This window comes from Paenibacillus sp. W4I10 (assembly GCF_030816325.1).
GTDB lineage: Bacteria > Bacillota > Bacilli > Paenibacillales > Paenibacillaceae > Paenibacillus > Paenibacillus amylolyticus_B.
Genome location: NZ_JAUSXX010000001.1, coordinates 5,148,901 through 5,174,168 on the forward strand (window position 1 = coordinate 5,148,901; position 25,268 = coordinate 5,174,168).

Here is a 25,268-nt window from a genome sequence, read left to right on the forward strand (position 1 = left end):
GAGATCCATCCTCACGATCACGGAAACATCCAAATCCGAATAATTATTTAAAAATATACCACCTTTATACGTGTTTGTACATTATAAAAGCGAATTTCACGTCAACATACGTACAGCGTACACTTCTTTACAGAAACCACGCAGACCATTGTATATCCGGGCAACCTTTGATTCTTTGGAGACCAGACCAAATACCGTTGGACCGCTACCGGACATTAACACGCCGTCTGCACCCAATCGAATCATGGTATCCTTCAGATGCTGAACTTCCGGATACAGTTTCAACGTTACATCTTCAAGTACATTGCCCATCTGGTTACATACTTCCGTAAATGATTGGTTACGAATAGCCTGCTCCATTTTAGCCGCACTCGGATGACGAACAATCTTGTCACTGCGGAACCGTCCGTACACATCAGCTGTAGACACATTGATCGGAGGTTTGGCCAGAATCACCCAGCATTGCGGCGGATTAGGAATGGGAGTTAACTTCTCACCACGGCCTGTAGCAAGTGCAGTCCCTCCTGTGATACAGAATGGAACATCCGACCCCAAGTTCAGCTCCAAGCTCCTGCAGTTCGTGATCCGGTATATTCAACCGCCACAGACGGTTTAATCCACGCAGCGCTGCTGCTGCATCACTGCTGCCCCCGGCAAGTCCGGCTGCAACTGGAATCTTTTTATCCAGATGAATATGGACGCCCGTACGCACGTTATAGCGCTCCTTAATGAGTCTGGCTGCCTGGAAAGCCAGATTCTTCTCGTCCAGCGGAATATAACCCGCCTGACTGGAGATGAAAATGGTATCTCGCGGCAGCTCCGACATTTCCAACCGATCAGCCAGATCGACCATGGTCATGATCATTTCAACTTCATGGAATCCATCGCTTCTTTTATGTAAAACGTCCAGCATCAAATTAATTTTAGCAGGCGCTTTTTCGTAAATTTTCAAGGCGTTCACCCGTCCTCACCTTTTCCCTAAGACAACTTAACATATTATATCAAAATGGGGCTGTCAAGTCATTTCTATTCCGCATCTAAGGGGAAAAAGCGGGGTTGTTCCTGACGGATTTCCCCGCTTTTCAGTCTGCTTGAACCGGATTAAGATTTGCGGGCAGCCTGCTCAGCAAGTTGAATGGCTCTTTTCACCATGTTTCCTGCATCCTTGGCTTTGATTCCACCCCAGCCTTCCTGTTGGACCGTATCATAGAAGCCAAGGTCTTTCGCAAGCTCATTCTTCAGATCCTCTGACATGACACTTCTTCTTCTGCGACTCATGAATCATCCTCCTCCAAAGTATCCTTCATAATGTGATGAGTTCGTTCACGTTTTGGACATCTTGTCATCAGGCTATATTCAGTTTCCTGCATTGCTTTAAGAAACTGTCCCTTCACCTGTCCATATAGTATGCCGCGACCGTTCCTCGCTCATTCCTGAGTATGTATGGGTTACGTTAGAGGACGAATTGGTGTTTAAAAAAACAAAAAAGCGATCCGCCTTGTGGGGCGAATCGCCTGTAAATCGATACTTACGTCTCCATATAGGAGCTATGCGTCTGGCTGCCCGGGTCATAAACCATGACTTCCACCGACTCCGTAAGTATATCCGCATAACTATAAGATACTCGCTTGAAGGTTTCTTGCTCCTCATCAAGCTTAACAATAAAAACAGAAGGGTACGTTTCTTCCAATACACCCGTACGCTCAATGGTCTTACGGCGGCCACCATTAGCCCGCAACATAATTTTCTGACCAATATGTGCATCGAGATTGCGTTTGATATCCAACAGCGTGTTTTTAGCCATTGTCGACGACCACCTCTTTTCTTGTCCATTATACCGGATTTTACAGTCATTGTCAAATCAAAACTAATTATTATATCAGCATCAAAAAGTTGTTGTCAATGAATTTTTTTGCAAACAAAAAAAGCCCCAAATTGGGACTTTAAATGGCCTACATCAGACTGCCGACGGGTTCACTTTTAACGTAGATAAATCATTCAGCCCAGGCAGACCTACCCGGTAACTCCCCCGTGTCTCGACACCACCCACACCCTGGCTACCACTGATGGTATTGTGCAGAACATCACTCATATTGACCGTATCACGCACAGATGTGAAGGAGGCCTTGGCTGCCACATAGACCGGGTCAAGTGCATGAATGAGAATTCTGCCTGGAGAACTGGCAAAGTTCGCTCCAGCGCGCAGCAGTGCCTCAAAATGGGACTGACAGGCCCCTGCCACAATAGTGAGAGCGTCCAAATGGCGTTCATATTGTCTGGCCACCTGAATGGCCGACACAAAATTTTGCGAGTTCTTGTAGCTACCAAGACTATATAAGTCATAGGGCTGACGTGTCTTTAGCACCCCATCATGACCCGTAATGACCACGATATCTGGACGTACTTTGGGTAATAAACGGTATAAGGTATCTGCCATTGCCGATTCATGGACATATTGTCCCTCTGCGGGCACACGAAGTTGCTCATAGAGATCCATACTTTTTTTCAAATAGTTCGGATCTCCATCCAGATGAAGCACCTTTCCAGGCATTTCAAAATAAGCCGGTTCCTGCTGAGCAGACCAATCCTGTACCAGACCTTCACGATTCCGCTCAGCCTGTTCCATACGATTCTGCTGCAGGCGGGACAGGGTCTGATGTGCTTTAACATGCGCCTGTCTGGTCTTGGCGCTTTGCGGTTCATAGGGAACCTGTATCAAATCGTCCACTGGGGAATCGGCAAGCAGCCGGAACTCAGTCCCTTTAATGACCGCAGCATCCAACTGGAGGCCTTCCACCCGAAAAGTCACATCGCCACCGTATGACTTCCGAACGACCAAGTCTCCGATATTCATCAACGTAATCACCTCTACCCCATCGTATGGGCAAAGACCCGGTTTGGTTCATTCAAATTTTACAGCGCTGCACGTACCCCTGCTTCCCACATTACGGTGCTGAGTGTAGCGTACTCCTGCAGACTCAATGTCTCTCCGCGTCGAGACGGTTGAATACCTGCCTGCTCCAGCAGAATGTCTGCCTGTTCCCGGTTCTCCTTTGTGAAGAAGCGTGCCTTCAAGTTGTTTGAGATTGTTTTTCTCCGCTGGGCAAAAGAAGCCTGTACCACTTCGAAGTAGTGTGCTTCATCCGGAATCTCCACTGGCGGTTGCTCACGCACTTTCAGCTTAATAACAGCTGATTCCACATTAGGTTGCGGAATGAAGACTGTAGGAGGCACAATACACACAAGCTCCGGCATACTGTAGTACTGAACTGCGATGCTCAGACTGCCGTAGTCTTTTGATCCCGGTGCAGCAGCCATGCGTTCAGCCACTTCTTTTTGGATCATGACAACAATGCTGTCTACCGGCAGCTTCTCTTCCAACAGTTTCATCATGATTGGAGTCGTTACATAATAAGGCAGGTTAGCCACGACACTGACTTTGTCCACGGATGCAAAATCCGTATTAAACAACTCAGCCAGATCAAGCTTCAGCACGTCCCCATGATGAACACGTACATTCGAATAAGGCTGCATCACTTCTCCCAGGATGGGGATCAAGCGCTGATCAATCTCTACGGCTGTGACAGGACCGGCTACCCGAGCCAGCCGCTCTGTAAGGGCTCCAATACCCGGCCCGATCTCCAATGCGCCCTTGGACTCGTCCAAATCGGCCGCATTAACGATTTTATTCAGTATATTTTGATCGATCAGAAAGTTCTGACCCAGGCTTTTCTTAAATGAGAATCCGTGTCTTTGAATAATTTCTTTGGTTCGCTTGGGCGTTGCAATTTCTATCGTCTCTTCCATGTCCTTCATATGCTCACAACCCTTCACGTTCAATTTGCGCTAATGCTGTAGAGAACTCTTCCCGTGTAATCTGAAATACACTGAGACGTTTGTGGAACTGCTTACCGTTACAATATCCGATGCCCAGCAGATTGCCCATCTCCATGCGACGTGCAGCAGCCTGCGGATGCACAATAAGTCCTGCCGCTATCAGGTCCTCCCAATCGATCAGGCTCGGAGCACCTTCGTATGAAGTATGTACACGCGCCAGAGCATGACGGATCGCCTCTGGTGAGGCATTCTCCACTCCAATGTCTCCTTTGCGCGTTGCATCGGCTTCCGGAATGAAGGCATGTTTGCAGCCAGGGACCTTATTCGCAATAATTTTACGAATGCGTTCGCCAGCATGATCCGGATCTGTCAGTACAATGACTCCCCGTCTCTCCTGAGCAAGCGCAATCCGCTTCAGAATGCGTTGGTTGATGGCTGATCCACCTGTTTCTATTGTATCGGCTTCAACGGCCCGACGGATGGCTACCGTATCGTCACGGCCTTCCACCACAATGACTTCTTTTATCATGTTCCATTTCTTCCTTTCTAACGCAAAAAGAAGAGGAATATCCTCTTCTCTGCCAAACGGCGGGGGAGACTGAATTCAGACTCCTCCGCCGCATATTCCGCATGAATCATTCATGCAACTATTTTATAGCATTCCCATTTCAAAGTAAAACGATTTTAGTTCGCTTCCGGCTTCACCGGACCGATCACGTAGACCGTCTTGCCTTTCTTACGTCCAAAATTCAGGGCATGCTTCACACTGTCATAATACACATCAATTTTGTTGCCTTTAATGGCACCGCCTGTATCTTCCGCACGACGGAATCCCAGACCTTCGATATATACCCACCAGCCAATTGGAATGACTTTGGGATCAACCGCAATGGTGCGTCCTTCCGTTACACGAGTACCGGAAGCTGTTTTAGTTCCAATGCCAGGCTCTTCGGAAGAGTAGGCAGTCATGGATACATTTTTAAGTACTTTGGAGTATTTAAAAGAAGTCCCGGATACGGTAATTACTTTGCTGCCCGAGGCAGATGTTTTCTTCGAGTTCGTTGTTGTAGCCTTTTTGGTTGTTGAAGTCTGAGCTGATACGGTCTGAATCTCTGGTTCTTTCACGACCGGTTTTGCTTTGGTGCCGACAGCAATCACTTTATCTACACGATTATTCGCGACAGATTTGCCGACCATTTTTTTGGAGACCAATTCTCCATCCTGAAATACCTTTTCGATGTGCTGTACAAGTTTGCCTTCTTTGCCGTTCACAACGACACGGTTATCCCCTTTGTACAAGCTAGGGTCAGCCGTTTTAATTACTTTGTAAGCGATCGGATGTTCTACATCCACTGTACGCTTTGTTACGCGCACTACACGAATCTTCATATCCGCTTTGATCGAAGTTCCAAGCGCCGGATACACTTTATCATTACTTTCAACTTGAATACCTGATTTTTGAATTGCATCTTCTACCGATGAATCGGTTGTATACAGAGTCTTGGTGTCTCCGTCTGCCGTAATGTTAACTGGAACGGCCCGCTCAATAACGATTCGGTCTCCATCTGTAATCGCCCCATTCATGGACATGGATACCTTATCGTGAGGGCTGACTGTGATCGACTGCTCCTCCAGCATTTCCTGAAGCATTCCTGTACGAGTCTCTACCACCTGAGCTTTGCCATCAATAACCAGTGAAATTTGTTTCCCGGCCTGACCGTAAACGACTAACAAGATCATGATTGTAAGCGCAATTGAGAAAATCGCGATCAATGCCATTTGACGCATGTTCTCATGCTTCCACCGCAACGCGAAAGACTTACTGGATGATCGTGACTCATGGGTCTCTTCTGGTTGGAATGTGCCCACTTCTCCGTCCTCCTTCATAGCCTCGCCGTCTAAAGTAATGCATGATGTCTTTGACGTGACTATACCAAATTTTCTACAGAACACAGATTGGACCAACATAATCCGGTTCTGCACCATGAATCAATCTTCGCAACATGATGTCATCCTCCTGAATACCTACCGTATGATGACAATATTTCTTTTATTCAAAAACAAAAAAGCCAAAGAAAGAGTGTAAGAGGAACTCTTTCGTGGCTTCCGAATGATTTTGAATATCGGAAATTCATGCACGAGGTTGCCTCTCTTTTTCCGCTTGCGAGGTTAGCTGTCGGGTTCGGGCGAAAGAGAGCCGCCCTATCTTGGGTCACCCGCTCATGGCGGACGCCCTTGAATTCACCCCGAGACCCAAAGAAGAAATCAAATACGACTTCGCAGTTCCCTTCGCTGCTTTTGGGTCAGCGAACGTTGCGCATCGGCCAAATACACCGATGTTTAAGCCCTATTGGTTCCCCCGCTCTCCGTTAACGGAGACTCAGCGAGACTGATTCATGAAAGTAATGTTGTTTCATCGGAAAGTGTCCCTTTGTTCATCCCCCGAACATCTGTCCAATTTTCCGCACAACAATTCACTGAAAAGATGATATCCTGTTTTGATGCATGTTGTAAAGCGTTGATCAAGTACGTTTTTCTGAATATTTGGTTAAAATATTGTAATATTCTTGATTTATTTGGATCAAAGGGCAAATTACCTCCGCTTACCTGCCTTTTTCACCTCATTTGCTCGTTTTTTTAACGAATTCCAAATCGTTCCATGGCATTTTTGGTTGTTATTGCAGCAATTTCCTCCACCGAAATGCCTTTAATTTCCGCAGCAGCCTCTGCAACCAGACGTACATGCGCTGTCTCATTTCGCTTTCCACGATAAGGGTGAGGTGTCAAATATGGAGCATCTGTTTCAATGAAAAACCGGTCCATAGGAACCTTCGCCAGCACCTCTTTTGGCTGCTTTGCATTTTTGAATGTGATCGGTCCTCCGAAGGAGAGATGGAAGCCCATATCGAGACAACTTTTGGCTGTTTCCCAGCTGCCCGAGAACGAGTGCATCACACCACCAACTTCACCCGCTTTCTCTTCACGCAAAATTCTTATGATATCCTCATGTGCATCCCGATTATGGATGACAATCGGCATGTTTACTTCACGCGCCAAAGCAATTTGTTGTCGTAATACGCGATGCTGTATTTCTTTTGGTGAAGTATCCCAATGATAATCCAATCCAATCTCACCGATCGCAACCACTTTTTCATGTTTGCATAAAGATGCAATCCACTCCAAATCGCCCTCCTGCATTGTGATCGCATCTACGGGATGCCACCCTACAGCTGCATATATAAAGTCATATGTTTCAGCGAGTTTCATTGTGGTTGGAATTGTCTCCCGGTTAAAACCAATGTTGATCATGCGACCAACTCCTGCATCCACAGCACGCTGAATCATGTCCTCGCGGTCCTCGTCGAATTGTGGTGCATCCAGATGTGTATGTGTGTCGAACAGCATCATGTCTGTATCTCCCTTCATGTCGAAATAACGACTATCTTCTTTTTCAAAATCAAATTTGTAAAATTCAATAATTCAATGACTCATACATAAAACATTTTGGGTATCTGTGTATTACATCATTACGTTTGTTTCTTCACAACTACAATATATAGAAGATATACGGATATTCTGATCTATATATTGCTAATTGTGCTCATTCTTCCTGCTTGCATTTACAAAATTATGTCGATCTACATATACGCCCCATTAAAGCAGATTACTGTATCATGAAAAATAGCTCTTTTAGAAAGTGTTTTGATATCGAAATTCTTCATCGGATTATACCCACACGATTACAAGAAATAGGGGCGTATATGTGACGGTAATTCGTGAATAATCGCATCCACCTTGTTTTGCGGGTAATACAAATGATGTTTCCCTCGGTGAAGCCCACTGATGGAACGGACAATGTCAGATACTTCTGACAACTCACGTAAATTGTCCTGTCGATCCAGAAGAAGAATCTGCTTATCTGTAGATTCATCCGGACGAAACACATCATACGGATTATCCGAGGGAAAATCAATTTCAAGATCATATTCGGGATCGAGACCAGCCTGTACAAAAGCTTCCCGAATCTCTTCCATCATTGTCAAGTCGACCTGTTCAAGCTCTACATACTTATATAACTTGCGATCCATAAAACGTTCGCATAACTCACTTAGAACAGTATCGTCCTCCTTGCGCCACTGCGTAAATGCCGTCTGAATTAAGGCTTCATCCAACTGCAAATATTCATCTACGGATAATTCTCCTGCAAATAATTGAGGGAGTGGATCAATCATGAAGCGAAATTTAAAACCATGCTGTATGAGTGTTTTTGCTCGCTTGAATATTTGCCGCAATATAATTTCAGAACTACGAGTTACCGGATGGAAGTAAATCTGCCAATACATCTGATACCGAGACATGAGGTAATCCTCCACAGCATGCATGCCTGACTCCTTGACTACAATCCGCCCATGATAAGGACGCAGCATCCGAAGGATACGATCAAGGTCAATCGTGCCGTAATTTACACCTGTAAAATAGGCATCCCTGAGCAAATAGTCCATTCGGTCTGCATCAAGCGGACTGGTCACCAAGTTCACCACAATCGGCTTTTCATACGTTTTTTGAATGACAGACGCTACTTTCTCAGGAAAATCAGGAGCATACCGTCTTAAGATCGCCCCTACTTCGGTATCACCTGTAATAATGCGACAAGTCCATTCTTCGTGATTCATGTCAAAAGCTTCCTCGATGGAGTGAGAGAATGGCCCATGCCCGAGATCATGAAGTAGAGCTGCACACAGAGCTACAATCTTTTCTTCCTTCGGCCAATCCGAATAATGACTTCTTTCAAATTGAGAAATGATCTTGCGTGTGATCTCATAAACACCTAGTGAATGTGAGAACCGACTATGCTCTGCTCCGTGAAAGGTAAGGTAAGATGTGCCCAGCTGACGAATCCGGCGTAAACGCTGAAATTCCGGGGTGTTAATTAACTGCCATATAACCGGATCTTGCACGTGGATATAATTATGTACCGGATCTTTGAATACTTTCTCTTCCGTTAAACGTTGTTCCATGTCGACTCACTCCTTTAATCTCTTTTATATTAACGCTTTGAGCTCTGCGATTCACCTAAGATTCGACACTATATGACGAACTTTGTCGAATTAAGTAGTTTTGTCGTTTTCCAAATCGACAAAGCTGACATTGAGGTTTAAATGCGAAAAACGGCTGCCAATCCCTTACCACCAGTAACCTTGTGAAAAACAGCCTTAATTTTAAGCTAATTTTAAGGTTGACTGATTTGGGAATCGTTGGTATGATGGGTATCATAAAACATAAAATAATGTCGAATAATGACAATGATAGTTAGCTGAGAGGAGCACTGATTATAATGATGAAATCAACAGGTATTGTAAGAAAAGTGGACGAACTGGGACGGGTAGTTATTCCAATTGAATTGCGCCGTACGCTCGGTATTGGTGAAAAAGATGCTCTGGAAATCTACGTTGACGGCGAGCGCATCATGTTGAAAAAATACGAGCCTGCTTGTATCTTCTGTGGTAATGCAGAGAACGTTACTTACTTCAAAGGTAAAATTGTTTGTAACGAATGTATTTCCGAAATCCCTGCACCTGTGACAAAATAAGAAAAACCAGGTATACTGGACTTATCTAAATTGTTATTTCTAACCTTTTTAATATTCCTTAATGACCTTCCCGGTGTGAACCCCACCGCGGAAGGTATTTTTTTGCCCGGAAGAGAATGAAATTTGTTTGGAATTTTTTTTGAGCCACTCTGCTCTTTTTAATATTCCACTAAGGTTGGATATAAGCTTCTTTTCAGGTTATTCAACAGAAGATATTTGGTTAGATTACTACTCGATTAATGCATTATATACATCCCGTTTCGTCAGACCGCGATCGGTAGCCGTTTTTTTCATTGCATCTTTGCGGTTATGTCCTTCACCCTCATAATGGCTGACATGGTCCGCGAGTGACATGAGCTGCCACCATGCTTCGCGCTCAGCCTTACGCTCCTCTTCCTTAATGCCTTCTACCAGCAAACAGTACTCGCCAAGAGGCGGATGTTCTTCAAGCCAGTCTATACATTCCTTCACGGTGCCCCTTGCGAATTCCTCATGACGCTTGGTTAGTTCACGAGCCAGGACAATCGAGCGATCACCCAGAATTTCTTCGAGGTGGACTAATGTTTTCCGAATACGGTGAGGCGATTCATAAAATAACAAAGTCCCGTTGGATTCGTCAAAAGCCTCCAGCACTTTTCGCATATCCTTTTTCTCCCGCGGCAAAAAACCGCCGAATGTAAAACGCTCGGTCGGTAATCCGGACACGATCAGAGCAGACAACGCAGCGTTGGGTCCAGGGATGGGAATGACCGTTATTCCGGCCTCCAGTGCAAGCTGTACAAGGTCAGAACCAGGGTCCGAAATAGCTGGCAAACCAGCATCGCTGACAAGTGCCAAATTTTTTCCTTCTATTATATAGCGTATCAGTTCAGGTCCACTCGCCCCCTTATTATGCTCATGATAACTAAACAGCATCGAAGGTGTAATTTCAAAATGGGTAAGCAGCTTTCGGGTCTGGCGTGTATCTTCTGCTGCAATGATGTCACAACTCTGCAATGTCTTGATGGCCCGGAAGGTCATATCCTCCAGATTACCAATGGGTGTTCCAACCAGATAGAGCTTGCCTGATCCTTCAGGCTGCTCCGCATAGCTTTTTTGAATATGCAAAGTCATCTAAAGCCCTCCTTTCGTAGTACGCTCAGCATGTTGCTGACCATAGTAAATATCCATAATCTCTTCGCAGTATTTCCCCTCTTCATTGTAGACAATGAGTGGAGGAAGCATCCTAACTTCCGGTTTACCATCTTTCATTCCTTCAATTAACACCATGTTGGCTTCCAGATGAGCACGGGGATGTACCATCCGAATCCGTTTAGGTTCCAGCTTATATTCGCGCATGAGCGAGATAATCTCTGCAAGGCGCTGTGGACGATGAACCATCGATACTTTGCCGCCATTACGTACAAGTCGACTGCAAGCTTGTATCACTTCTTCCAGAGTACATCCGATCTCATGACGTGCCATTGCCTGATGTGTGTTCATTTTAAGAACACTGCCATTCAGAGGCATATATGGAGGATTAACCGTTATTGCATCGTATACAGCATGTCCTGTTTCTTTCACCAGTTCTCGCAAATCACCTTCACGAATCATAATCGACTCATTCAGTGTATTTAATTGCACACTGCGACGCGCCATATCAGCCAAACGTGGTTGAATCTCGATCCCTTCCAACCTAGCCTGCGTACGCGTTGTAAGCAAAATGGGAACTACCCCGTTACCTGTACACAAATCAAGTACACGACCCCGTTTAGGTACGGAAGCAAACCGGGCTAATAATACGGCATCCATCGAAAAACTAAACACTTCATCACTTTGAATAATTCTCAGATCATGAGAGAGCAGATCATCAATCCGCTCTGACTCATGTAACACAACTTCATTTGCTTTCATATGTTACGCTCATCCTCCGGTACTCTATATCTCATGTTCGTTTAGTTTAGGTTTATAACCTTGAAAAAAAACCGTAGGGGATCCCTACGGTCACTTCATTTATTCAAAAAAGACAGGCAGAACAGACAATCGCCTTCCGTCCGCAAATGTCCATAATAGACGTTGCAGATATGGAAGCCTTCGTGATACAACCGAGCCAGATTATCATACCCTTCACCCACAACATCCTCGCCTGTAGCCGGACCTGCTGGCCTTGCTACAGGAGCGAGTGCTGAGGAGATCGGCAGATCTGCCGGAGCCTCACGTTTGAGCAGTTTGCGCAACTGCTCATTCTCGATGGTAAGCCGCTGATTATCCTCAAGCAGCTCCTTCACAATCATTTTTAACTCTCCTAAATCACCGTGCAACTGACCCAGTTGGGTTTCCATTTCATGAATGTGCGTAAACAGATTTTTCTTTTCCAAGTTTCCACCCCGAAGCAACCTTTATGGTTTACTTGATAACGACGTCATCCAGCGGAAGTTCTTTGACTTTACTGATGTCGAACAGTTGAACATGGACTGTGCGGCTACCGGCATTAATTCCGACAACTTTTCCTTCACCCAATGAGGTGACGACCAATTTGCCTACAGCTGGCAGTTCTTCTCTCACACTTTCATAGTTATCATGCTCAAATTTCAGACAGCACATGAGTCTTCCGCACAACCCTGAAATTTTCGTCGGATTCAGTGACAGGCTCTGATCTTTAGCCATCTTGATTGATACTGGCTCAAAGTCTCCCAGCCAGGAAGAACAACACAACACACGGCCGCAAGGTCCGATTCCGCCAAGCATCTTCGCTTCATCACGTACACCAATCTGTCTCAGCTCGATTCGTGTCCGGAATATGCTTGCCAGATCCTTGACCAGCTCCCGGAAATCAACTCTTCCTTCAGCTGTAAAATAAAATATAATTTTATTGCGATCAAACGTAAATTCCACATCGACCAGCTTCATTTTGAGGCCATGGTCTTTGATTTTATTTAAACAAGTACCGAATGCTTCTTTGGCTGCACGCTTGTTCTCATCAACCACACGGGCATCTGTCTCGCCCGCAACGCGGATGACTTTCTTCAGCGGCAACACCACATCGGACTCGCCCACTTCCTTCTTACCTACGACAACCTTACCGTACTCAACCCCCCGCGCTGTCTCCACGATAACGCAGTTTTCTTTCTCAATGGGAAGGTCCAGGGGATCGAAGTAATAAATTTTGCCCGCTTTTTTGAAACGGACACCCACTACACTGTACAAAAAATTAACCCCCTTGTAAGCCAACCCCACTTCGTCTGAAGCCCCGTCTTCTTAGGGAACCGGCCGAAGTTATAACCGTTTGCATATGATTGGAGCTTACTCTGCCCTCTCCCAGTCTTATGCCAAACCGATCAAAAATTGCTCCAGACAAAGCTGGCCATTGACGTTGAAACGCAATTTTTTTCTGCATGCTGCGGCCATATCCATATAGGAGACCCACTGCTCTGTGCTGCGGGTATGTGCCAACTGAGATAACATGTCTAACTGATCTATAAAAACGATATGTTCATGCCTATCGTACTGAACATACAGCATGTCCCTAAACCATAGATGGAACAAACTAAGCAACATGTCCAGATGTTCAGAGAGTCCGGTTTTAAAAAGCTTCTGCTGTGCAGAGATTAATGATGTACTTCCTCTACCCAGGGACTCCTTCCCTAATTGTAACATTACGTTTCTAATTTCTGCAAACCAATTCTGCTGGAGAATTTCTCTACATGCTTCCAATCCTGACGCTAAATGGACGGCAGAGCGAGCCAGATTGGCAGGGTGCCCTTCCTCGATCAGGGATTGCAGCATCTCTTCCGGATTCAGTGCGCTGAACGGCACCAATTGGGAGCGTGAGCGGATCGTTGGCAACATGGCCTGTCCATTATCTGTAATCAGGATGCCGACTGCTGGTACCTGCGGTTCCTCCAGAAATTTGAGCAAACTGTTTGCTGCCTGCACCGTCATTTTCTCGGCTTGTTCTATAATATATACTTTGGGATGTCCTGCCTCTGATCGGTATGAAAAAATACGCTGCAGATCCCGGATTTGATCTATTTTAATGTTGTTTCCATCTGGCGCAAGCATGGTTAGATCCGGATGGTTACCATGATCTACCTTACGGCATTCAAGACACTGCCCACAAGCGTCATCTTCAAGCTCTGTACAGAATATTGCCTTGGCAAAGGTAATTGCCGTCTTCCGTTGCCCACTACCAGCTGGACCGCTAAACAAATACGCATGGCTTATTGCATGACGTCTCAAACTGCTTTGTAACATTTGCTTGGCCGCTTGTTGACCCATAATCTGTTGAAAGGACATACTTCCTCCTCAGAAGCTTAAATTAATAAGCATCCCCCGAATTTCCCCTACTTGTTGTAATAGAGAGATTTTTCCTTCTTCTGTATCCAGCAGTTCATCAGCCATGGATAACAGAGCGGAGTCAATTTCATCAATCAGCTTATAACGCTTGCCTCTGCCACGACGATCCCAACCCCTTGTCTCTTTCATGGATACACCGCGACGAACGGTCTCTTCCAGGAACCTTTTAACAAGTTGCTTATACGCCTTCAGTTCACGAATCGTCATGGAACGTGCCAAGCGATCGCCCTGAAGCTGGATTTCACTAAACCGGCGATTCAGTTCAGCTTGTGAGGCCCGTTCCCCCTGGTGATTCATCATATCAGAGAAATTTTTGGATTGAACCGGTTTGGAACCTGAATCAGTTGAACTGATCCCGCTCTGAATCGGTCTGAATCCAGGATTGATTTTCATGGGTACGCCCGCTTTCTATCAAAGTTAGCTAATCGCCCATCAGCACAGTGCGCGTTGCGCCTGTGCGTGAGGATGAGGCTTCTATATATGCTGATCACACTCTATATAAATGGTAGATATACATCACCATTAAGGACTTGTTGTTTGTAGTCAACCTCTTTCCGAATGAGCATTCCCCAGCTAGAAAATGTTCATTCGGAAAGAGTGTGCCAATTCTTCTGATCAAGAAAGGCGGTTCCATAAGTGGCACACACGAACTTCTTTTAAATCTGCTTGCATCCATCGTTTCCAACATGCTATTGATCATGAAAGACCCTCATGGGTTCCATGCAAAACGTTTAAATTAGAAATGTTCGAAGCGATCTACCGGGAGAACAAATACAGTAGCTCCACCTACTTGAACTTCAACAGGTAGCGGCAGGTAAGAGTCGGTTGTTCCACTCATCGGTGTGACCGGAGTCACGAGCTGTTCACGAACCTTACAGCTGCTGCGAATGACGTTCATTACGGACTCGACTTGACCATCATCGACACCGATCATAAACGTCGTGTTGCCTGCCTTCAAAAATCCGCCCGTACTGGCCAACTTCGTTGCCCGAAAGTTTGCTTTGACCAATGCGCTGGATAATCGGTTGCTGTCTTTATCCTGTATAATCGCAACAATCAGTTTCATCCTGCATAACCTCCTTTAGAATAAGCACCTTTATCAAATGCCCTGTCTATATATTAGACAATTACTCGTCAAAATCCTTCAAAATCCCTGTCTCCAGCGACAAAATCATTGCTGCCAAGACATCCTCCTGCTTCATGGAAGCATCGATAACTCTGATTCGTTCCGGGAACTGCTCTTTTAATAGGAAGTAACCCTCTCGCACTTTACGGTGAAACTCCAGATTTTCCAGATCCAGACGGTTCACTTCACGGCCATCATGAGAATCGATCCGGGCAAGCCCCACTTCAGGCTCAATGTCCAGATATAAGGTCACATCCGGCATGAGATCACCAATCGCAAAACGATTTATGGCCCATACATTCTCTATCCCGAGTCCACGGGCGTATCCTTGATAGACCAGACTGCTATCGACAAATCGGTCACAGATGACCGCTTTTCCAGCTCTCAGCGCAGGCTCTACTTTCTCCGCCAGATGCTGGCTGCGTGCAGCTGCATACAATAGCGCTTCTGTTCGAGCATCCATTGCCGTATGAAGAGGGTCCAGAATAATTGAACGTATTTTCTCCGCAATCTCAATTCCGCCAGGCTCTCGCGTAACTACGTAAGGTATACCCCGTTCTTCAAAATAAGAACCTATTCTACCGATCATCGTTGTTTTACCGGAACCCTCTCCCCCTTCCAGCGTAATGAATTTACCTCTGCCCTGCATATGCTTCCCTGCTTTCTATGTCGATAATTGCATCTATTGCTGCTGTAATTGAATATGCTTAGACCCTCTTGCTACAAGATATGATATCCCCCGCCCAGAGGTGTATAGCTACAGCTATATCGGTACGTATTAATAACACCAAGATCATACAAGCTTGTTTCTTTCTATAATACTATAGGTCAGCGGTTACTCCAACATGAACAACAAAGTAAAGCGTTCAACCGTAGATAATCCACACCCATAATGGAAGCATCATTGATCCGGCAATGGCACTGACAATCATGGAAACTGAACTAAGGGCTACCGCATTCTCTCCATATTCAAAAGACCTTGCCATGCCGAGGGCATGAGATGCTGAACCCAGTCCAATCCCATAGGCATGTTTACTGCGGACTTTGGCCCATTTCAAGAGCATCGGCCCCAATAATATCCCTGAGAATCCTGCAATCATCACAAACAGCGATGTGAATGAGGCATTCCCTCCAACCTGATTAGCGAGTTGAATAGCCACAGGAGTTGTCACTGATTTTGGCAATAAAGCGATGACCATCTCTTGAGGATAGCCAAGCAGAATGGCGATCAAAGCCCCTGTGGAGACACCTGTAATACTGCCTCCGATTGTTCCACCCACAATTGGAATGATATTTTGCTTCAGCACATGCAGATGTCTGGACAAGGGAAAAGCGAGAGATACAACTGCTGGACCCAAGAGCTCCTGTATCCATTTGCCACCCAGCATGTACGTATCCAGCTTTATACCGGAAATCACCAAAATCAGGATCAGTATGGCAGTCGTTGTAAGTACAGGCATAAGTATTGGCCATCTCAGCCTTTTATATAGACTAGTGGCTGGAATGTATACAGCGATGGTTAGCGCGATCATTCCAATTCCGAGGATGAATGCTGACAAGTGATCGCCTCCTTTTTGCCTGAATGAGACGATCTCCATGCCATAAGCCACTCACTTAATTTGGCAGATATCAGACATGTGATTAATGTGCTAACGATCAAACCAAGAACCAATAACAAGGTGTTGGCTCTAAAAAAATCAAAATGATTAATGATGCCCACAGTAGGTGGAATGAACAATAATTGCAAATGGGATTGAAGCCAAGTTGACCCTTCTTCTCCCCAGCTCATTTTGACCCATCCCAGTTGAATGGCAATAAACAAAACCAGCATACCCACAATACTTCCTGTTAACGGCAGATGCAATAGAGTTTGAATGAAGTTGCCAATCCAGTAAAAACCGTACATCAACAAAACTTGCAGGACTATTCCTGTATATTTTTTTAGCGGAATACCCAAAGTGTTCCCTTCTTTCTTATGTCTATCTCTATAAGTTGAACTAGAGCGTGTCTTCAAACTGAACATGTCTGGAGTAGGGCACGGAGCGGGAGCGCTAACGACCCTGTCACGCGCCTTATTCAGCGATTTGAAGCGCCCGCAGCAATCTAAGGAATCTGAAACACGCTATATTGGAATAACCAGCCGTTTACAGCGTGTTTGTTAGGTGAATTTGGTTAATAACGTATCTCAGGTTCCTTACAAAATAAAAGGAGGACTCGAAGGCTAAATAAGACGTCCTCGGTTCCTTAGAAAATCGTCTGGACAATTCGCCAGGATAAGCAATCCTTGACTTCAAGATGTTGGACCCTGACATCCTTCAACGTATTGCATGCCTGAGTTTGAAGACACACCCTAGCAACTAGATTAATGACCAAGAGACCCTCACATGTGTAGGGTCCGGTATCGTATTGGTCATATAGACTACCTATTGGTGAACGCATTCAGAGATTTCATATGTTCCTTTCAATCCTTCATAACCTTCAATACTTGTAGAGATGCATCTGATACCCCGTGAAACTTTGCTCCTTCATCCCGCAGGAGTTGTATACGTGTCACCATCGATGGACTTAGGCGTTCACCCGGATAGACAAGCGGAATCCCTGGAGGATACGGGACTACCATCTCAGCTGATCGACAACCTGCACTTTCTACTATCGGGACATTGATCGTATCCGTCTCCACAATCGGTTGCAGTGTAAAGGAGATCGGTTCCGAGTAGCAAGTATTTTCTTGTAAATTGTTCCACGTGGAAATATAATGTGCAGAACCTTTCACGAGCTGATGTGATGGCGCTGCATTGGATTGGACCTGCTCATGCCCATCGGCAGAGCTGATATGGTGTAAAGCTTGCAACAGGTGCTGAGCATCTTGCACCGTTGAGCCCAGGCTGAAGAGCAAGACGACGTACCGTTCGTCGCTCATCTCGGGCACACAGCCGCATGCTTCCAGCTGCTGCTGTAGCCCATAACCGCTCAGCACCCCTGTGCCGTCATAGATGACGGCCTTGAATGGGTCCTGAGCGGTATACCCCGCGGCAGATGGCATCGCCGCCGCGGTCAGGCCCTCCCGTGTCTGCTGCGCAGCGGACACGGACATGCCAGCCGGCTTCGCTGTTCCGGCTGGCGGTTCTGGCTGCAGCGGCTGTGCAGGCTGCAGCAACTGGAAGCGCGGCAGCTCCGCGAGGCCGCGCTTAAAGGCATTCACGGCGGTGAGCCCCGCCGTGAATGTGTTCGCGCCCTGCACGTGCAGCAGCCGGCGCGCCAGATCAAGCGAAGCCATCACCGGGTATGATGGGCTTGAGCTTTGCACCATGGCCAGGCGCTGCCTTAACAGGGAACGGTTTAACCGTGTTCCCTGAATGTGCAGCATGGCACCCATGGTGAAGGCCGTCAGCATCTTATGTGTTGACTGCACGACACCGTCTGCTCCGCATGACAGTGCAGAGACAGGCAGCTCCGGATGCTGCCCATAATGCGCGCCATGCGCTTCATCCACGAGCAATGGCATGCCAGCGGCGTGGCATACCTCGGTTATGGGCGTCAGATCTGCGCCCATGCCGTAATAATTGGGCAAAGTGACCAACACGCCCTTTGCCTCAGGATAGGCCTGGACAGCAGCCTGCACCGTCTCCACCGACGGCATGACCGCAAGTCCAGACGCAGGATCGACCCACGGCTCCAGAAATACAGCTCTTGCGCCGGCCAGCATTAACCCGTGAATAACGGATTTGTGTATATTCCGTTGCACCAGCACAATACTGTTCGGCTCATCACACACGGTGAGCAATAAGGACAGATTACCTGCAGTACTGCCTCCCACAAGGAAAAAACTCTCCTCCGCTCCAAAACAATCTGCCGCAAGCTCCTGTGCTTCCTGGATCACACCTTCTGGATGATGCAAATCGTCGGTGCCCGTAATTTCCGTAACATCCATCTCCATCATCTCCAGGAATGAACGATCCGGTACCAATCCTACTTCCGAAGGAACCCCTTCATCGCCACAACGCTCCCCACTCTTCAGATCAGCCCCATGTTTCTCCACTGAACTGAATTGCTCTATCCTTCGGTTAACGTTCCCTCCTGCATCGCTCTGAATCACTCCGTGCTGTTGTTCCTCATTAACGATATCCTTAGCTGGAGATTGCCCTGCTTCTGCTTGTTCCAGCAAATGTCGGTAAGCTTGTCCATTCTTATGCCCAGGCACATGAAAAGAACGCTGCTTCGAATCACGATACGAAAGCAACGCTTCATATAAAGGGGCTCTACTTGATTTATTTTTATGTTCCATGAAATAACCATCCTGTACATATATAATGTGCGCCCTATGCGCTCCAAAAGCTTCCTAATCCAAGGAACGCCCTTCTTCCCCATCTCTACACGCTCTACTGCAAATGATCTATACCATTATATCAGCATACGCCTTCCCAAGATGGCAAACAAGACAATCTCTCTCTTAAAAACAGAAAAAGGCCCATTGGGCCTCTATACACATCAGCATCATTGCAATGTGATGTTTCGCTTCTACTTCTATTAGCAACATTCATGCGTTTTTTTGTACCCAAATTTGCTTCATTTGATGAATAAAATAATTGTACTTGGCATCCTGCGCATCGGTATGAACCATTTCTGCTTCACAAGTGTCACATATGAATTCAGATACAATAAAAATGCCTTCTCTTTTTCTTTGCTCGCAGATAATACATGTGTGTTCGGCATGTTCTTCCATGAACCATCCCACCTTGTTTTACGTTTACTATCAGTATTGCACAGTTTCTATTATTTTAAACATTTTCATAGTGCTTTCTTTCTATAAAATATATATATTCGCCCACCCCCTCTTGGGTGTCTGTACCGAAAAATACATTCATTCTCCCTACAAGAACATTCACCTGCTTATGTATGTACAGTTATCCTGCATTCCATCGTATTTACCTCTACATCACGTATCTCTTGGTCTGACTCAAACTTATATTCAATTTCCTTAAAAAAACATGGAATCCCAGCCGATATATAATACATGATAACGATATCAAAGCCTGACAGTCCGTGTATTCGGGAGTATACTGAGATAAGCTCCGTCGAATCTCAATATCTTGTACAATCGTCATGGCGTGAGATACAAGGTTCATATACATACATGCATGATTCATTCCCTTTTAATCGTGTAAGAAAAACGAATACCTACCCCACACAAACGTGAATCCGAAGGAGGATATATAATCGTATGATCGCCGAACCGGAGAATAAAGCAACATTTTATCAATACCGGCTCCTGAAAAAAAAGGCTATCGCCCGCAGTGTCATTTACAGCTATCTGTGTCTGCCGGTCATCATGCTCTTATTCAATCTACTCGCATTCTCCTGGACTGGCCTCTTCTTTTTTGTACTGGCAGGTCCAATCACCATCTGGATTCATTATGTCATCGCCAGAACGATATTACTGCTGGTCCGTACCTCTTACGCCAAACGCTGGCGCTGGAATATGCGTATGCCCTGGTTAGGTTATATCCCTGATCAGCATTTTAGCTTCCGTATGTTTGTCCGGGTACACCTTAACATGAGCTGGATTGGACTGTGTATCATTACAGTATGTTTGATATGGTCGCCATTGTCCTTCACCCTCTCGCTGATCTTCTGGCATTTGTGGTTGCTGGGTCCTCGCTTGTATGTTGTAATGGTTCTCTCCCGTGAGCGCAAAGATGGACTCATCAAATTGAATGAACAAGATGTCTCATACTATCTGCAATAACGCTCCCTCATTTATGCAATACTCAATGTACCTCACTTAACTGTAATACATAACCGCTAAGCCCTTCGAATAATCTGATACAAAAACATGATCGTTGTATCGTTCAGTTGACTCAGCCTCACATGCTCAAATAAAGGTTATCCACAGTGGATAACCTTTATTTGTCGTCCCCGTCTTATCCCTTATCCACAGTATGGGTATAGTAAAATGAGTTATCCCCACTCGAGGCCCCATTCTTCTCCTCTTTTCCTCCGGCGTTCCATATCCTCACAACTCCAGATATCTCGCAGATCTTACACCTTTGAGCAAATCTATTGCTCACTCTGAGCTCTATCTGTCTTCTAGCTGCTTTCCATCAGCCACTCATTACCTCAATACCTTTATCCAACATATATCTCTCCCCCTCTACTTTTAGCGCTCTACACTTCCCTATGCTTCAAGCACACATACCACCTATACATGTACGAAAGAAACTACTCCATCCCTTCTGTACCTTTATGACCTCTGATCCACCATACGTGATAGCTTCTCCCATCATTACTAAGCCTACTTCGCTAAATAACAAAAAGCCCCCGTTCAAGTACACGGGAGCTTTACTATATTATAAGGAACATCACAGCGTTAATTTTCATATCCAAGCCTACACACAGCAGCTCAATCGTCTTCAGCCAATGATTTAACTGTCGTTTGAGTAGCATCATTTCTAGGAACCATTAGTGTAAAGGAACCATCATGTACTGCTAAATGCACAGTATGTCCTTCCTTTGCAAATACACGCAAGGTACTGGATTCATTGGATGTACCCTTGGCTTGCCTCTCTGTCCAACCCCAGCTTTTAATCTCGTCTAGATATACCTCAGGCAAGCTAGTACTCTCACTAATACCAGACAGCGTATATCGAACATAATCCATATCCGAATTATTTTCAGACTGGTCAGATTTATTCGCTACTTTAGGCACCGGAAAACTCTTCTCGTTCACCGCACCTTCATATGAAGTCCATACAGATCCTGATGCTTCACCGCATCCTGCCAGAACAACGGTCAAACAAAGCAACAGAAATGATTGTAGTCCAAGTCTCCGCCAACTTAACACACACACCCTCCTTTTCACAGCTGCACATTCCAGCTCTGTGGTCAGGTACTTTTAGCATATTTAACATAGTCCTATTATACTGGTTTTGCTGCTGTTATCCGTAACAAAAATGTTACCTTCCAGTATCGATCATGTCAGAGCTTCCACTTATCATATTTAATCCTTATAAACAAATAAAAACCACCACCGAATAACATCGGCAGTGGTTCTTTGCTTGGCGGCGTCCTACTCTCCCAGGACCCTGCGGTCCAAGTACCATCGGCGCTAGAGGGCTTAACGGTCGTGTTCGGGATGGGTACGTGTGGAACCCCTCCGCCATCGCCACCAAACGCGTAGCTTACATTTCAGAGATCGTTCTCTGAAAACTAGATTCGAAACGAAACACGCGAATTACAACTTGCTAATTGGATAAGCCCTCGACCGATTAGTACTGGTCAGCTCCATGCATTGCTGCACTTCCACCCCCAGCCTATCTACCTCGTCGTCTTCAAGGGGTCTTACATACTGGGAAATCTCATCTTGAGGGGGGCTTCACGCTTAGATGCTTTCAGCGTTTATCCCGTCCGTACATAGCTACCCAGCGGTGCTCCTGGCGGAACAACTGGTACACCAGCGGTACGTCCATCCCGGTCCTCTCGTACTAAGGACAGCTCCTCTCAAATTTCCTACGCCCACGACAGATAGGGACCGAACTGTCTCACGACGTTCTGAACCCAGCTCGCGTACCGCTTTAATGGGCGAACAGCCCAACCCTTGGGACCTACTTCAGCCCCAGGATGCGATGAGCCGACATCGAGGTGCCAAACCTCCCCGTCGATGTGGACTCTTGGGGGAGATAAGCCTGTTATCCCCAGGGTAGCTTTTATCCGTTGAGCGATGGCCCTTCCATGCGGTACCACCGGATCACTAAGCCCGACTTTCGTCCCTGCTCGACTTGTAGGTCTCGCAGTCAAGCTCCCTTATGCCTTTGCACTCTTCGAATGATTTCCAACCATTCTGAGGGAACCTTTGGGCGCCTCCGTTACTCTTTAGGAGGCGACCGCCCCAGTCAAACTGCCCACCTGACACTGTCCCCGCACCGGATTACGGTACCAGGTTAGAACCTAGATACGATCAGGGTGGTATCCCAACGTTGCCTCCACGCAAGCTGGCGCTCACGTTTCAAAGGCTCCCACCTATCCTGTACAGATCGTACCCAAATTCAATATCAAGCTGCAGTAAAGCTCCATGGGGTCTTTCCGTCTTGTCGCGGGTAACCTGCATCTTCACAGGTATTAAAATTTCACCGGATCTCTCGTTGAGACAGCGCCCAAGTCGTTACGCCATTCGTGCGGGTCAGAATTTACCTGACAAGGAATTTCGCTACCTTAGGACCGTTATAGTTACGGCCGCCGTTTACTGGGGCTTCGGTTCACAGCTTCGGGATTGCTCCCTAACCACTCCCCTTAACCTTCCAGCACCGGGCAGGCGTCAGCCCGTATACTTCGCCTTACGGCTTCGCACAGACCTGTGTTTTTGCTAAACAGTCGCTTGGGCCTTTTCACTGCGGCCCCCTCGTGCTATTCACACTACCGGGGCACCCCTTCTCCCGAAGTTACGGGGTCATTTTGCCGAGTTCCTTAACGAGAGTTCTTCCGCGCGCCTTAGAATACTCTTCTCGCCTACCTGTGTCGGTTTGCGGTACGGGCACCTTCACCTGGCTAGAGGCTTTTCTTGGCAGTGTGAGATCATGACCTTCGCTACTATAATTTTCGCTCCCCATCACAGCTCAGCCTTACAATGTGCGGATTTGCCTACACATCAGCCTCACTGCTTAGACGGACATCCATCAGTCCGCGTCACTACCCTACTGCGTCCCCCCATTGCTCATAACGGCTTACGGTGGTACAGGAATTTCGACCTGTTGTCCTTCGACTACGCCTTTCGGCCTCGCCTTAGGTCCCGACTTACCCTGAGCGGACGAACCTTCCTCAGGAACCCTTAGGCTTTCGGCGGATCAGATTCTCACTGATCTTTTCGTTACTCATACCGGCATTCTCACTTGTATAATGTCCAGCGCTCCTTACGGTACACCTTCAACCCTTATACAACGCTCCCCTACCCCTGATGCAAAGCATCAAGCCATAGCTTCGGTGGTGTGTTTAGCCCCGTTACATTTTCGGCGCAGAGTCACTCGACCAGTGAGCTATTACGCACTCTTTCAATGGTGGCTGCTTCTAAGCCAACATCCTGGTTGTCTGTGCAACTCCACATCCTTTCCCACTTAACACACACTTGGGGACCTTAGCTGATGGTCTGGGCTGTTTCCCTTTTGACAATGGATCTTAGCACTCACTGTCTGACTCCCGGAAGTAAGTCTATGGCATTCGGAGTTTGACTGAGCTTGGTAACCCTTGCGGGCCCCGCACCCAATCAGTGCTCTACCTCCACGACTCTGTTTTCCGAGGCTAGCCCTAAAGCTATTTCGGGGAGAACCAGCTATCTCCGAGTTCGATTGGAATTTCTCCGCTACCCCCACCTCATCCCCGCATTTTTCAACATGCGTGGGTTCGGGCCTCCAGTGCGTGTTACCGCACCTTCACCCTGGACAGGGGTAGATCACCCGGTTTCGGGTCTACGTCCACGTACTCAATCGCCCTATTCAGACTCGCTTTCGCTGCGGCTCCGGCTCTTCACCTTAACCTTGCACGGGAACGTAACTCGCCGGTTCATTCTACAAAAGGCACGCCATCACCCCTAAAACGGGCTCTGACTTTTTGTAAGCACACGGTTTCAGGTTCTATTTCACTCCCCTTCCGGGGTGCTTTTCACCTTTCCCTCACGGTACTGCTTCACTATCGGTCGCTAGGAAGTATTTAGCCTTGGCAGATGGTCCTGCCGGATTCATACGGGGTTTCACGTGCCCCGCACTACTCGGGATCCGTCTCGGAGGGAACCAACTTTCAACTACAGGGCTTTTACCTTCTTTGGCGGGCCTTTCCAGACCTCTTCGCTTAACCGGTTCCTTTGTAACTCCATGTGAGACGTCCCACAACCCCAAAGAGCAAGCTCTCTGGTTTGGGCTTCTCCGCGTTCGCTCGCCGCTACTGACGGAATCACTATTGTTTTCTCTTCCTCAGGGTACTTAGATGTTTCAGTTCCCCTGGTATGCCTCTACATAACCTATGTATTCAGTTATGAGTAACTGGAAATTACCCCAGCTGGGTTTCCCCATTCGGACACCCCCGGATCAAAGCTTGCTTACAGCTCCCCGAGGCAGTTTCGTTGTTCGCCACGTCCTTCATCGGCTCCTAGCGCCTAGGCATCCTCCGTGTGCTCTTAGTAGCTTAACCTCGTGCTCCGGTTTCGACTGCTCGCTTCCCTTGTTTTGCTTGCGCAAAGCCAAAAGTCGCTCCCATTCGATACCATCGTACGTGCAATCTACCGTTTTTATTTAAACTTGTTTAACACAAGTTCAGCTAAAAAGGAATGTTCTAATTCGCGTTTGTTTCGTTTCGATATCTAGTTTTCAAAGAACAAGCTCCATGCAAAAGCAAGCT

Annotated in this window: 23 protein-coding genes, 2 rRNA genes, 1 pseudogene and 1 riboswitch; of the genes and pseudogenes, 2 read left to right on the forward strand and 24 right to left on the reverse strand. The window is 46.6% G+C overall.

Features of this window, described 5'->3' with window-relative positions:
* Positions 1 to 96: 96 nt before the first annotated feature.
* The 9 genes and pseudogenes from ispE to QF049_RS23280 form a co-directional block, all read right to left on the reverse strand.
* Positions 97 to 952, reverse strand: a pseudogene (ispE, locus tag QF049_RS23240) (4-(cytidine 5'-diphospho)-2-C-methyl-D-erythritol kinase).
* Positions 953 to 1,101: 149 nt separating this feature from the next.
* Positions 1,102 to 1,278, reverse strand: coding sequence for a small, acid-soluble spore protein, alpha/beta type (locus tag QF049_RS23245; RefSeq protein ID WP_017691375.1), 177 nt, complete (start codon positions 1,276 to 1,278; stop codon positions 1,102 to 1,104).
* Positions 1,279 to 1,528: 250 nt separating this feature from the next.
* Positions 1,529 to 1,804: a biofilm formation stimulator Veg gene (gene veg, locus QF049_RS23250; RefSeq protein WP_017691376.1), complete on the reverse strand. Its 276-nt coding sequence runs from the start codon at positions 1,802 to 1,804 to the stop codon at positions 1,529 to 1,531.
* 153 nt (positions 1,805 to 1,957) lie between these two features.
* Entirely contained in the window at positions 1,958 to 2,854 is an 897-nt protein-coding gene (yabG, locus tag QF049_RS23255) for a sporulation peptidase YabG (protein ID WP_091018332.1), read from the reverse strand.
* Positions 2,855 to 2,913: 59 nt separating this feature from the next.
* Positions 2,914 to 3,816 (reverse strand): 16S rRNA (adenine(1518)-N(6)/adenine(1519)-N(6))-dimethyltransferase RsmA, encoded by a 903-nt coding sequence (rsmA, locus tag QF049_RS23260; protein ID WP_272907837.1) that lies wholly within the window; start codon positions 3,814 to 3,816, stop codon positions 2,914 to 2,916.
* A 4-nt stretch (positions 3,817 to 3,820) separates the two neighbouring features.
* Positions 3,821 to 4,366, reverse strand: a complete 546-nt coding sequence (rnmV, locus tag QF049_RS23265) for a ribonuclease M5 (protein WP_017691379.1) — start codon at positions 4,364 to 4,366, stop codon at positions 3,821 to 3,823.
* A gap of 155 nt (positions 4,367 to 4,521) precedes the next feature.
* Complete coding sequence (locus QF049_RS23270; protein ID WP_124118798.1) at positions 4,522 to 5,706, reverse strand: resuscitation-promoting factor; 1,185 nt, start codon at positions 5,704 to 5,706, stop codon at positions 4,522 to 4,524.
* Between the two features lie 273 nt (positions 5,707 to 5,979).
* A riboswitch (cyclic di-AMP (ydaO/yuaA leader) is annotated at positions 5,980 to 6,233 on the reverse strand.
* Positions 6,234 to 6,474: 241 nt separating this feature from the next.
* Entirely contained in the window at positions 6,475 to 7,245 is a 771-nt protein-coding gene (locus tag QF049_RS23275) for a TatD family hydrolase (RefSeq protein ID WP_190945000.1), read from the reverse strand.
* A 332-nt stretch (positions 7,246 to 7,577) separates the two neighbouring features.
* Positions 7,578 to 8,855: an HD domain-containing protein gene (locus tag QF049_RS23280; protein WP_307540902.1), complete on the reverse strand. Its 1,278-nt coding sequence runs from the start codon at positions 8,853 to 8,855 to the stop codon at positions 7,578 to 7,580.
* Between the two features lie 317 nt (positions 8,856 to 9,172).
* On the opposite strand from QF049_RS23280, the gene QF049_RS23285 reads away from it, so the two are divergent.
* Entirely contained in the window at positions 9,173 to 9,427 is a 255-nt protein-coding gene (locus tag QF049_RS23285) for an AbrB/MazE/SpoVT family DNA-binding domain-containing protein (RefSeq protein ID WP_024633700.1), read from the forward strand.
* A gap of 228 nt (positions 9,428 to 9,655) precedes the next feature.
* On the opposite strand, the gene rsmI is transcribed toward QF049_RS23285, so the two are convergent.
* The 12 genes from rsmI to QF049_RS23345 form a co-directional block, all read right to left on the reverse strand.
* The gene (gene rsmI / locus QF049_RS23290) at positions 9,656 to 10,540 is read right to left on the reverse strand and encodes a 16S rRNA (cytidine(1402)-2'-O)-methyltransferase (protein ID WP_307540904.1); all 885 of its coding nucleotides are present in this window, start codon (positions 10,538 to 10,540) and stop codon (positions 9,656 to 9,658) included.
* Entirely contained in the window at positions 10,541 to 11,320 is a 780-nt protein-coding gene (locus QF049_RS23295) for a tRNA1(Val) (adenine(37)-N6)-methyltransferase (protein WP_307540907.1), read from the reverse strand.
* A gap of 95 nt (positions 11,321 to 11,415) precedes the next feature.
* Positions 11,416 to 11,784 carry a DNA replication initiation control protein YabA gene (gene yabA / locus QF049_RS23300; RefSeq protein ID WP_017691386.1) on the reverse strand — a complete coding sequence of 123 codons (369 nt, stop codon included), beginning with the start codon at positions 11,782 to 11,784 and terminating at the stop codon, positions 11,416 to 11,418.
* 28 nt (positions 11,785 to 11,812) lie between these two features.
* On the reverse strand, positions 11,813 to 12,613 hold the full coding sequence (locus tag QF049_RS23305) for a PSP1 domain-containing protein (RefSeq protein ID WP_053778939.1): 801 nt from the start codon (positions 12,611 to 12,613) through the stop codon (positions 11,813 to 11,815).
* Positions 12,614 to 12,730: 117 nt separating this feature from the next.
* Entirely contained in the window at positions 12,731 to 13,702 is a 972-nt protein-coding gene (gene holB / locus QF049_RS23310) for a DNA polymerase III subunit delta' (protein ID WP_076216771.1), read from the reverse strand.
* 9 nt (positions 13,703 to 13,711) lie between these two features.
* On the reverse strand, positions 13,712 to 14,155 hold the full coding sequence (locus QF049_RS23315) for a YaaR family protein (RefSeq protein ID WP_017691389.1): 444 nt from the start codon (positions 14,153 to 14,155) through the stop codon (positions 13,712 to 13,714).
* A 343-nt stretch (positions 14,156 to 14,498) separates the two neighbouring features.
* Positions 14,499 to 14,828 (reverse strand): cyclic-di-AMP receptor, encoded by a 330-nt coding sequence (locus tag QF049_RS23320; protein ID WP_017691391.1) that lies wholly within the window; start codon positions 14,826 to 14,828, stop codon positions 14,499 to 14,501.
* Positions 14,829 to 14,889: 61 nt separating this feature from the next.
* Positions 14,890 to 15,537, reverse strand: coding sequence for a dTMP kinase (gene tmk / locus QF049_RS23325; RefSeq protein ID WP_150364164.1), 648 nt, complete (start codon positions 15,535 to 15,537; stop codon positions 14,890 to 14,892).
* Between the two features lie 217 nt (positions 15,538 to 15,754).
* Positions 15,755 to 16,447: an LrgB family protein gene (locus tag QF049_RS23330; RefSeq protein WP_307540911.1), complete on the reverse strand. Its 693-nt coding sequence runs from the start codon at positions 16,445 to 16,447 to the stop codon at positions 15,755 to 15,757.
* The gene (locus tag QF049_RS23335) at positions 16,417 to 16,845 is read right to left on the reverse strand and encodes a CidA/LrgA family protein (RefSeq protein ID WP_307540913.1); all 429 of its coding nucleotides are present in this window, start codon (positions 16,843 to 16,845) and stop codon (positions 16,417 to 16,419) included. The genes QF049_RS23330 and QF049_RS23335 overlap by 31 nt, the downstream gene beginning before the upstream one ends.
* A gap of 504 nt (positions 16,846 to 17,349) precedes the next feature.
* The gene (locus tag QF049_RS23340; RefSeq protein ID WP_307540915.1) at positions 17,350 to 19,173 is read right to left on the reverse strand and encodes an aminotransferase class I/II-fold pyridoxal phosphate-dependent enzyme; all 1,824 of its coding nucleotides are present in this window, start codon (positions 19,171 to 19,173) and stop codon (positions 17,350 to 17,352) included.
* Positions 19,174 to 19,425: 252 nt separating this feature from the next.
* On the reverse strand, positions 19,426 to 19,611 hold the full coding sequence (locus tag QF049_RS23345) for a sigma factor G inhibitor Gin (protein WP_017691396.1): 186 nt from the start codon (positions 19,609 to 19,611) through the stop codon (positions 19,426 to 19,428).
* A gap of 498 nt (positions 19,612 to 20,109) precedes the next feature.
* Between QF049_RS23345 and QF049_RS23350 the strand changes: the two genes are divergently transcribed.
* Positions 20,110 to 20,634, forward strand: a complete 525-nt coding sequence (locus QF049_RS23350; protein WP_036606136.1) for a hypothetical protein — start codon at positions 20,110 to 20,112, stop codon at positions 20,632 to 20,634.
* Between the two features lie 654 nt (positions 20,635 to 21,288).
* On the opposite strand, the gene QF049_RS23355 is transcribed toward QF049_RS23350, so the two are convergent.
* The 3 genes from QF049_RS23355 to QF049_RS23365 form a co-directional block, all read right to left on the reverse strand.
* On the reverse strand, positions 21,289 to 21,729 hold the full coding sequence (locus tag QF049_RS23355; RefSeq protein ID WP_017691399.1) for a hypothetical protein: 441 nt from the start codon (positions 21,727 to 21,729) through the stop codon (positions 21,289 to 21,291).
* 212 nt (positions 21,730 to 21,941) lie between these two features.
* Positions 21,942 to 22,058 (reverse strand): 5S ribosomal RNA (rrf, locus tag QF049_RS23360).
* A gap of 75 nt (positions 22,059 to 22,133) precedes the next feature.
* A 23S ribosomal RNA gene (locus QF049_RS23365) occupies positions 22,134 to 25,061 on the reverse strand.
* Between the last annotated feature and the right edge of the window lie 207 nt (positions 25,062 to 25,268).

Bases quoted from the DNA above. Each gene is read 5' to 3' on its own strand.
- QF049_RS23350 (WP_036606136.1), top strand. From the start codon at position 20,110: ATGATCGCCGAACCGGAGAATAAAGCAACATTTTATCAATACCGGCTC.
- tmk (WP_150364164.1), bottom strand. From the start codon at position 15,537: ATGCAGGGCAGAGGTAAATTCATTACGCTGGAAGGGGGAGAGGGTTCC.
- QF049_RS23315 (WP_017691389.1), bottom strand. From the start codon at position 14,155: ATGAAAATCAATCCTGGATTCAGACCGATTCAGAGCGGGATCAGTTCA.
- yabG (WP_091018332.1), bottom strand. From the start codon at position 2,854: ATGAATATCGGAGACTTGGTCGTTCGGAAGTCATACGGTGGCGATGTG.
- QF049_RS23320 (WP_017691391.1), bottom strand. From the start codon at position 14,828: ATGAAACTGATTGTTGCGATTATACAGGATAAAGACAGCAACCGATTA.
- veg (WP_017691376.1), bottom strand. From the start codon at position 1,804: ATGGCTAAAAACACGCTGTTGGATATCAAACGCAATCTCGATGCACAT.
- rnmV (WP_017691379.1), bottom strand. From the start codon at position 4,366: ATGATAAAAGAAGTCATTGTGGTGGAAGGCCGTGACGATACGGTAGCC.
- QF049_RS23345 (WP_017691396.1), bottom strand. From the start codon at position 19,611: ATGGAAGAACATGCCGAACACACATGTATTATCTGCGAGCAAAGAAAA.
- QF049_RS23340 (WP_307540915.1), bottom strand. From the start codon at position 19,173: ATGGAACATAAAAATAAATCAAGTAGAGCCCCTTTATATGAAGCGTTG.
- QF049_RS23280 (WP_307540902.1), bottom strand. From the start codon at position 8,855: ATGGAACAACGTTTAACGGAAGAGAAAGTATTCAAAGATCCGGTACAT.
- holB (WP_076216771.1), bottom strand. From the start codon at position 13,702: ATGTCCTTTCAACAGATTATGGGTCAACAAGCGGCCAAGCAAATGTTA.
- rsmI (WP_307540904.1), bottom strand. From the start codon at position 10,540: ATGACTTTGCATATTCAAAAAAGCTATGCGGAGCAGCCTGAAGGATCA.
- QF049_RS23295 (WP_307540907.1), bottom strand. From the start codon at position 11,320: ATGAAAGCAAATGAAGTTGTGTTACATGAGTCAGAGCGGATTGATGAT.
- rsmA (WP_272907837.1), bottom strand. From the start codon at position 3,816: ATGAAGGACATGGAAGAGACGATAGAAATTGCAACGCCCAAGCGAACC.
- QF049_RS23285 (WP_024633700.1), top strand. From the start codon at position 9,173: ATGATGAAATCAACAGGTATTGTAAGAAAAGTGGACGAACTGGGACGG.
- QF049_RS23275 (WP_190945000.1), bottom strand. From the start codon at position 7,245: ATGATGCTGTTCGACACACATACACATCTGGATGCACCACAATTCGAC.
- QF049_RS23245 (WP_017691375.1), bottom strand. From the start codon at position 1,278: ATGAGTCGCAGAAGAAGAAGTGTCATGTCAGAGGATCTGAAGAATGAG.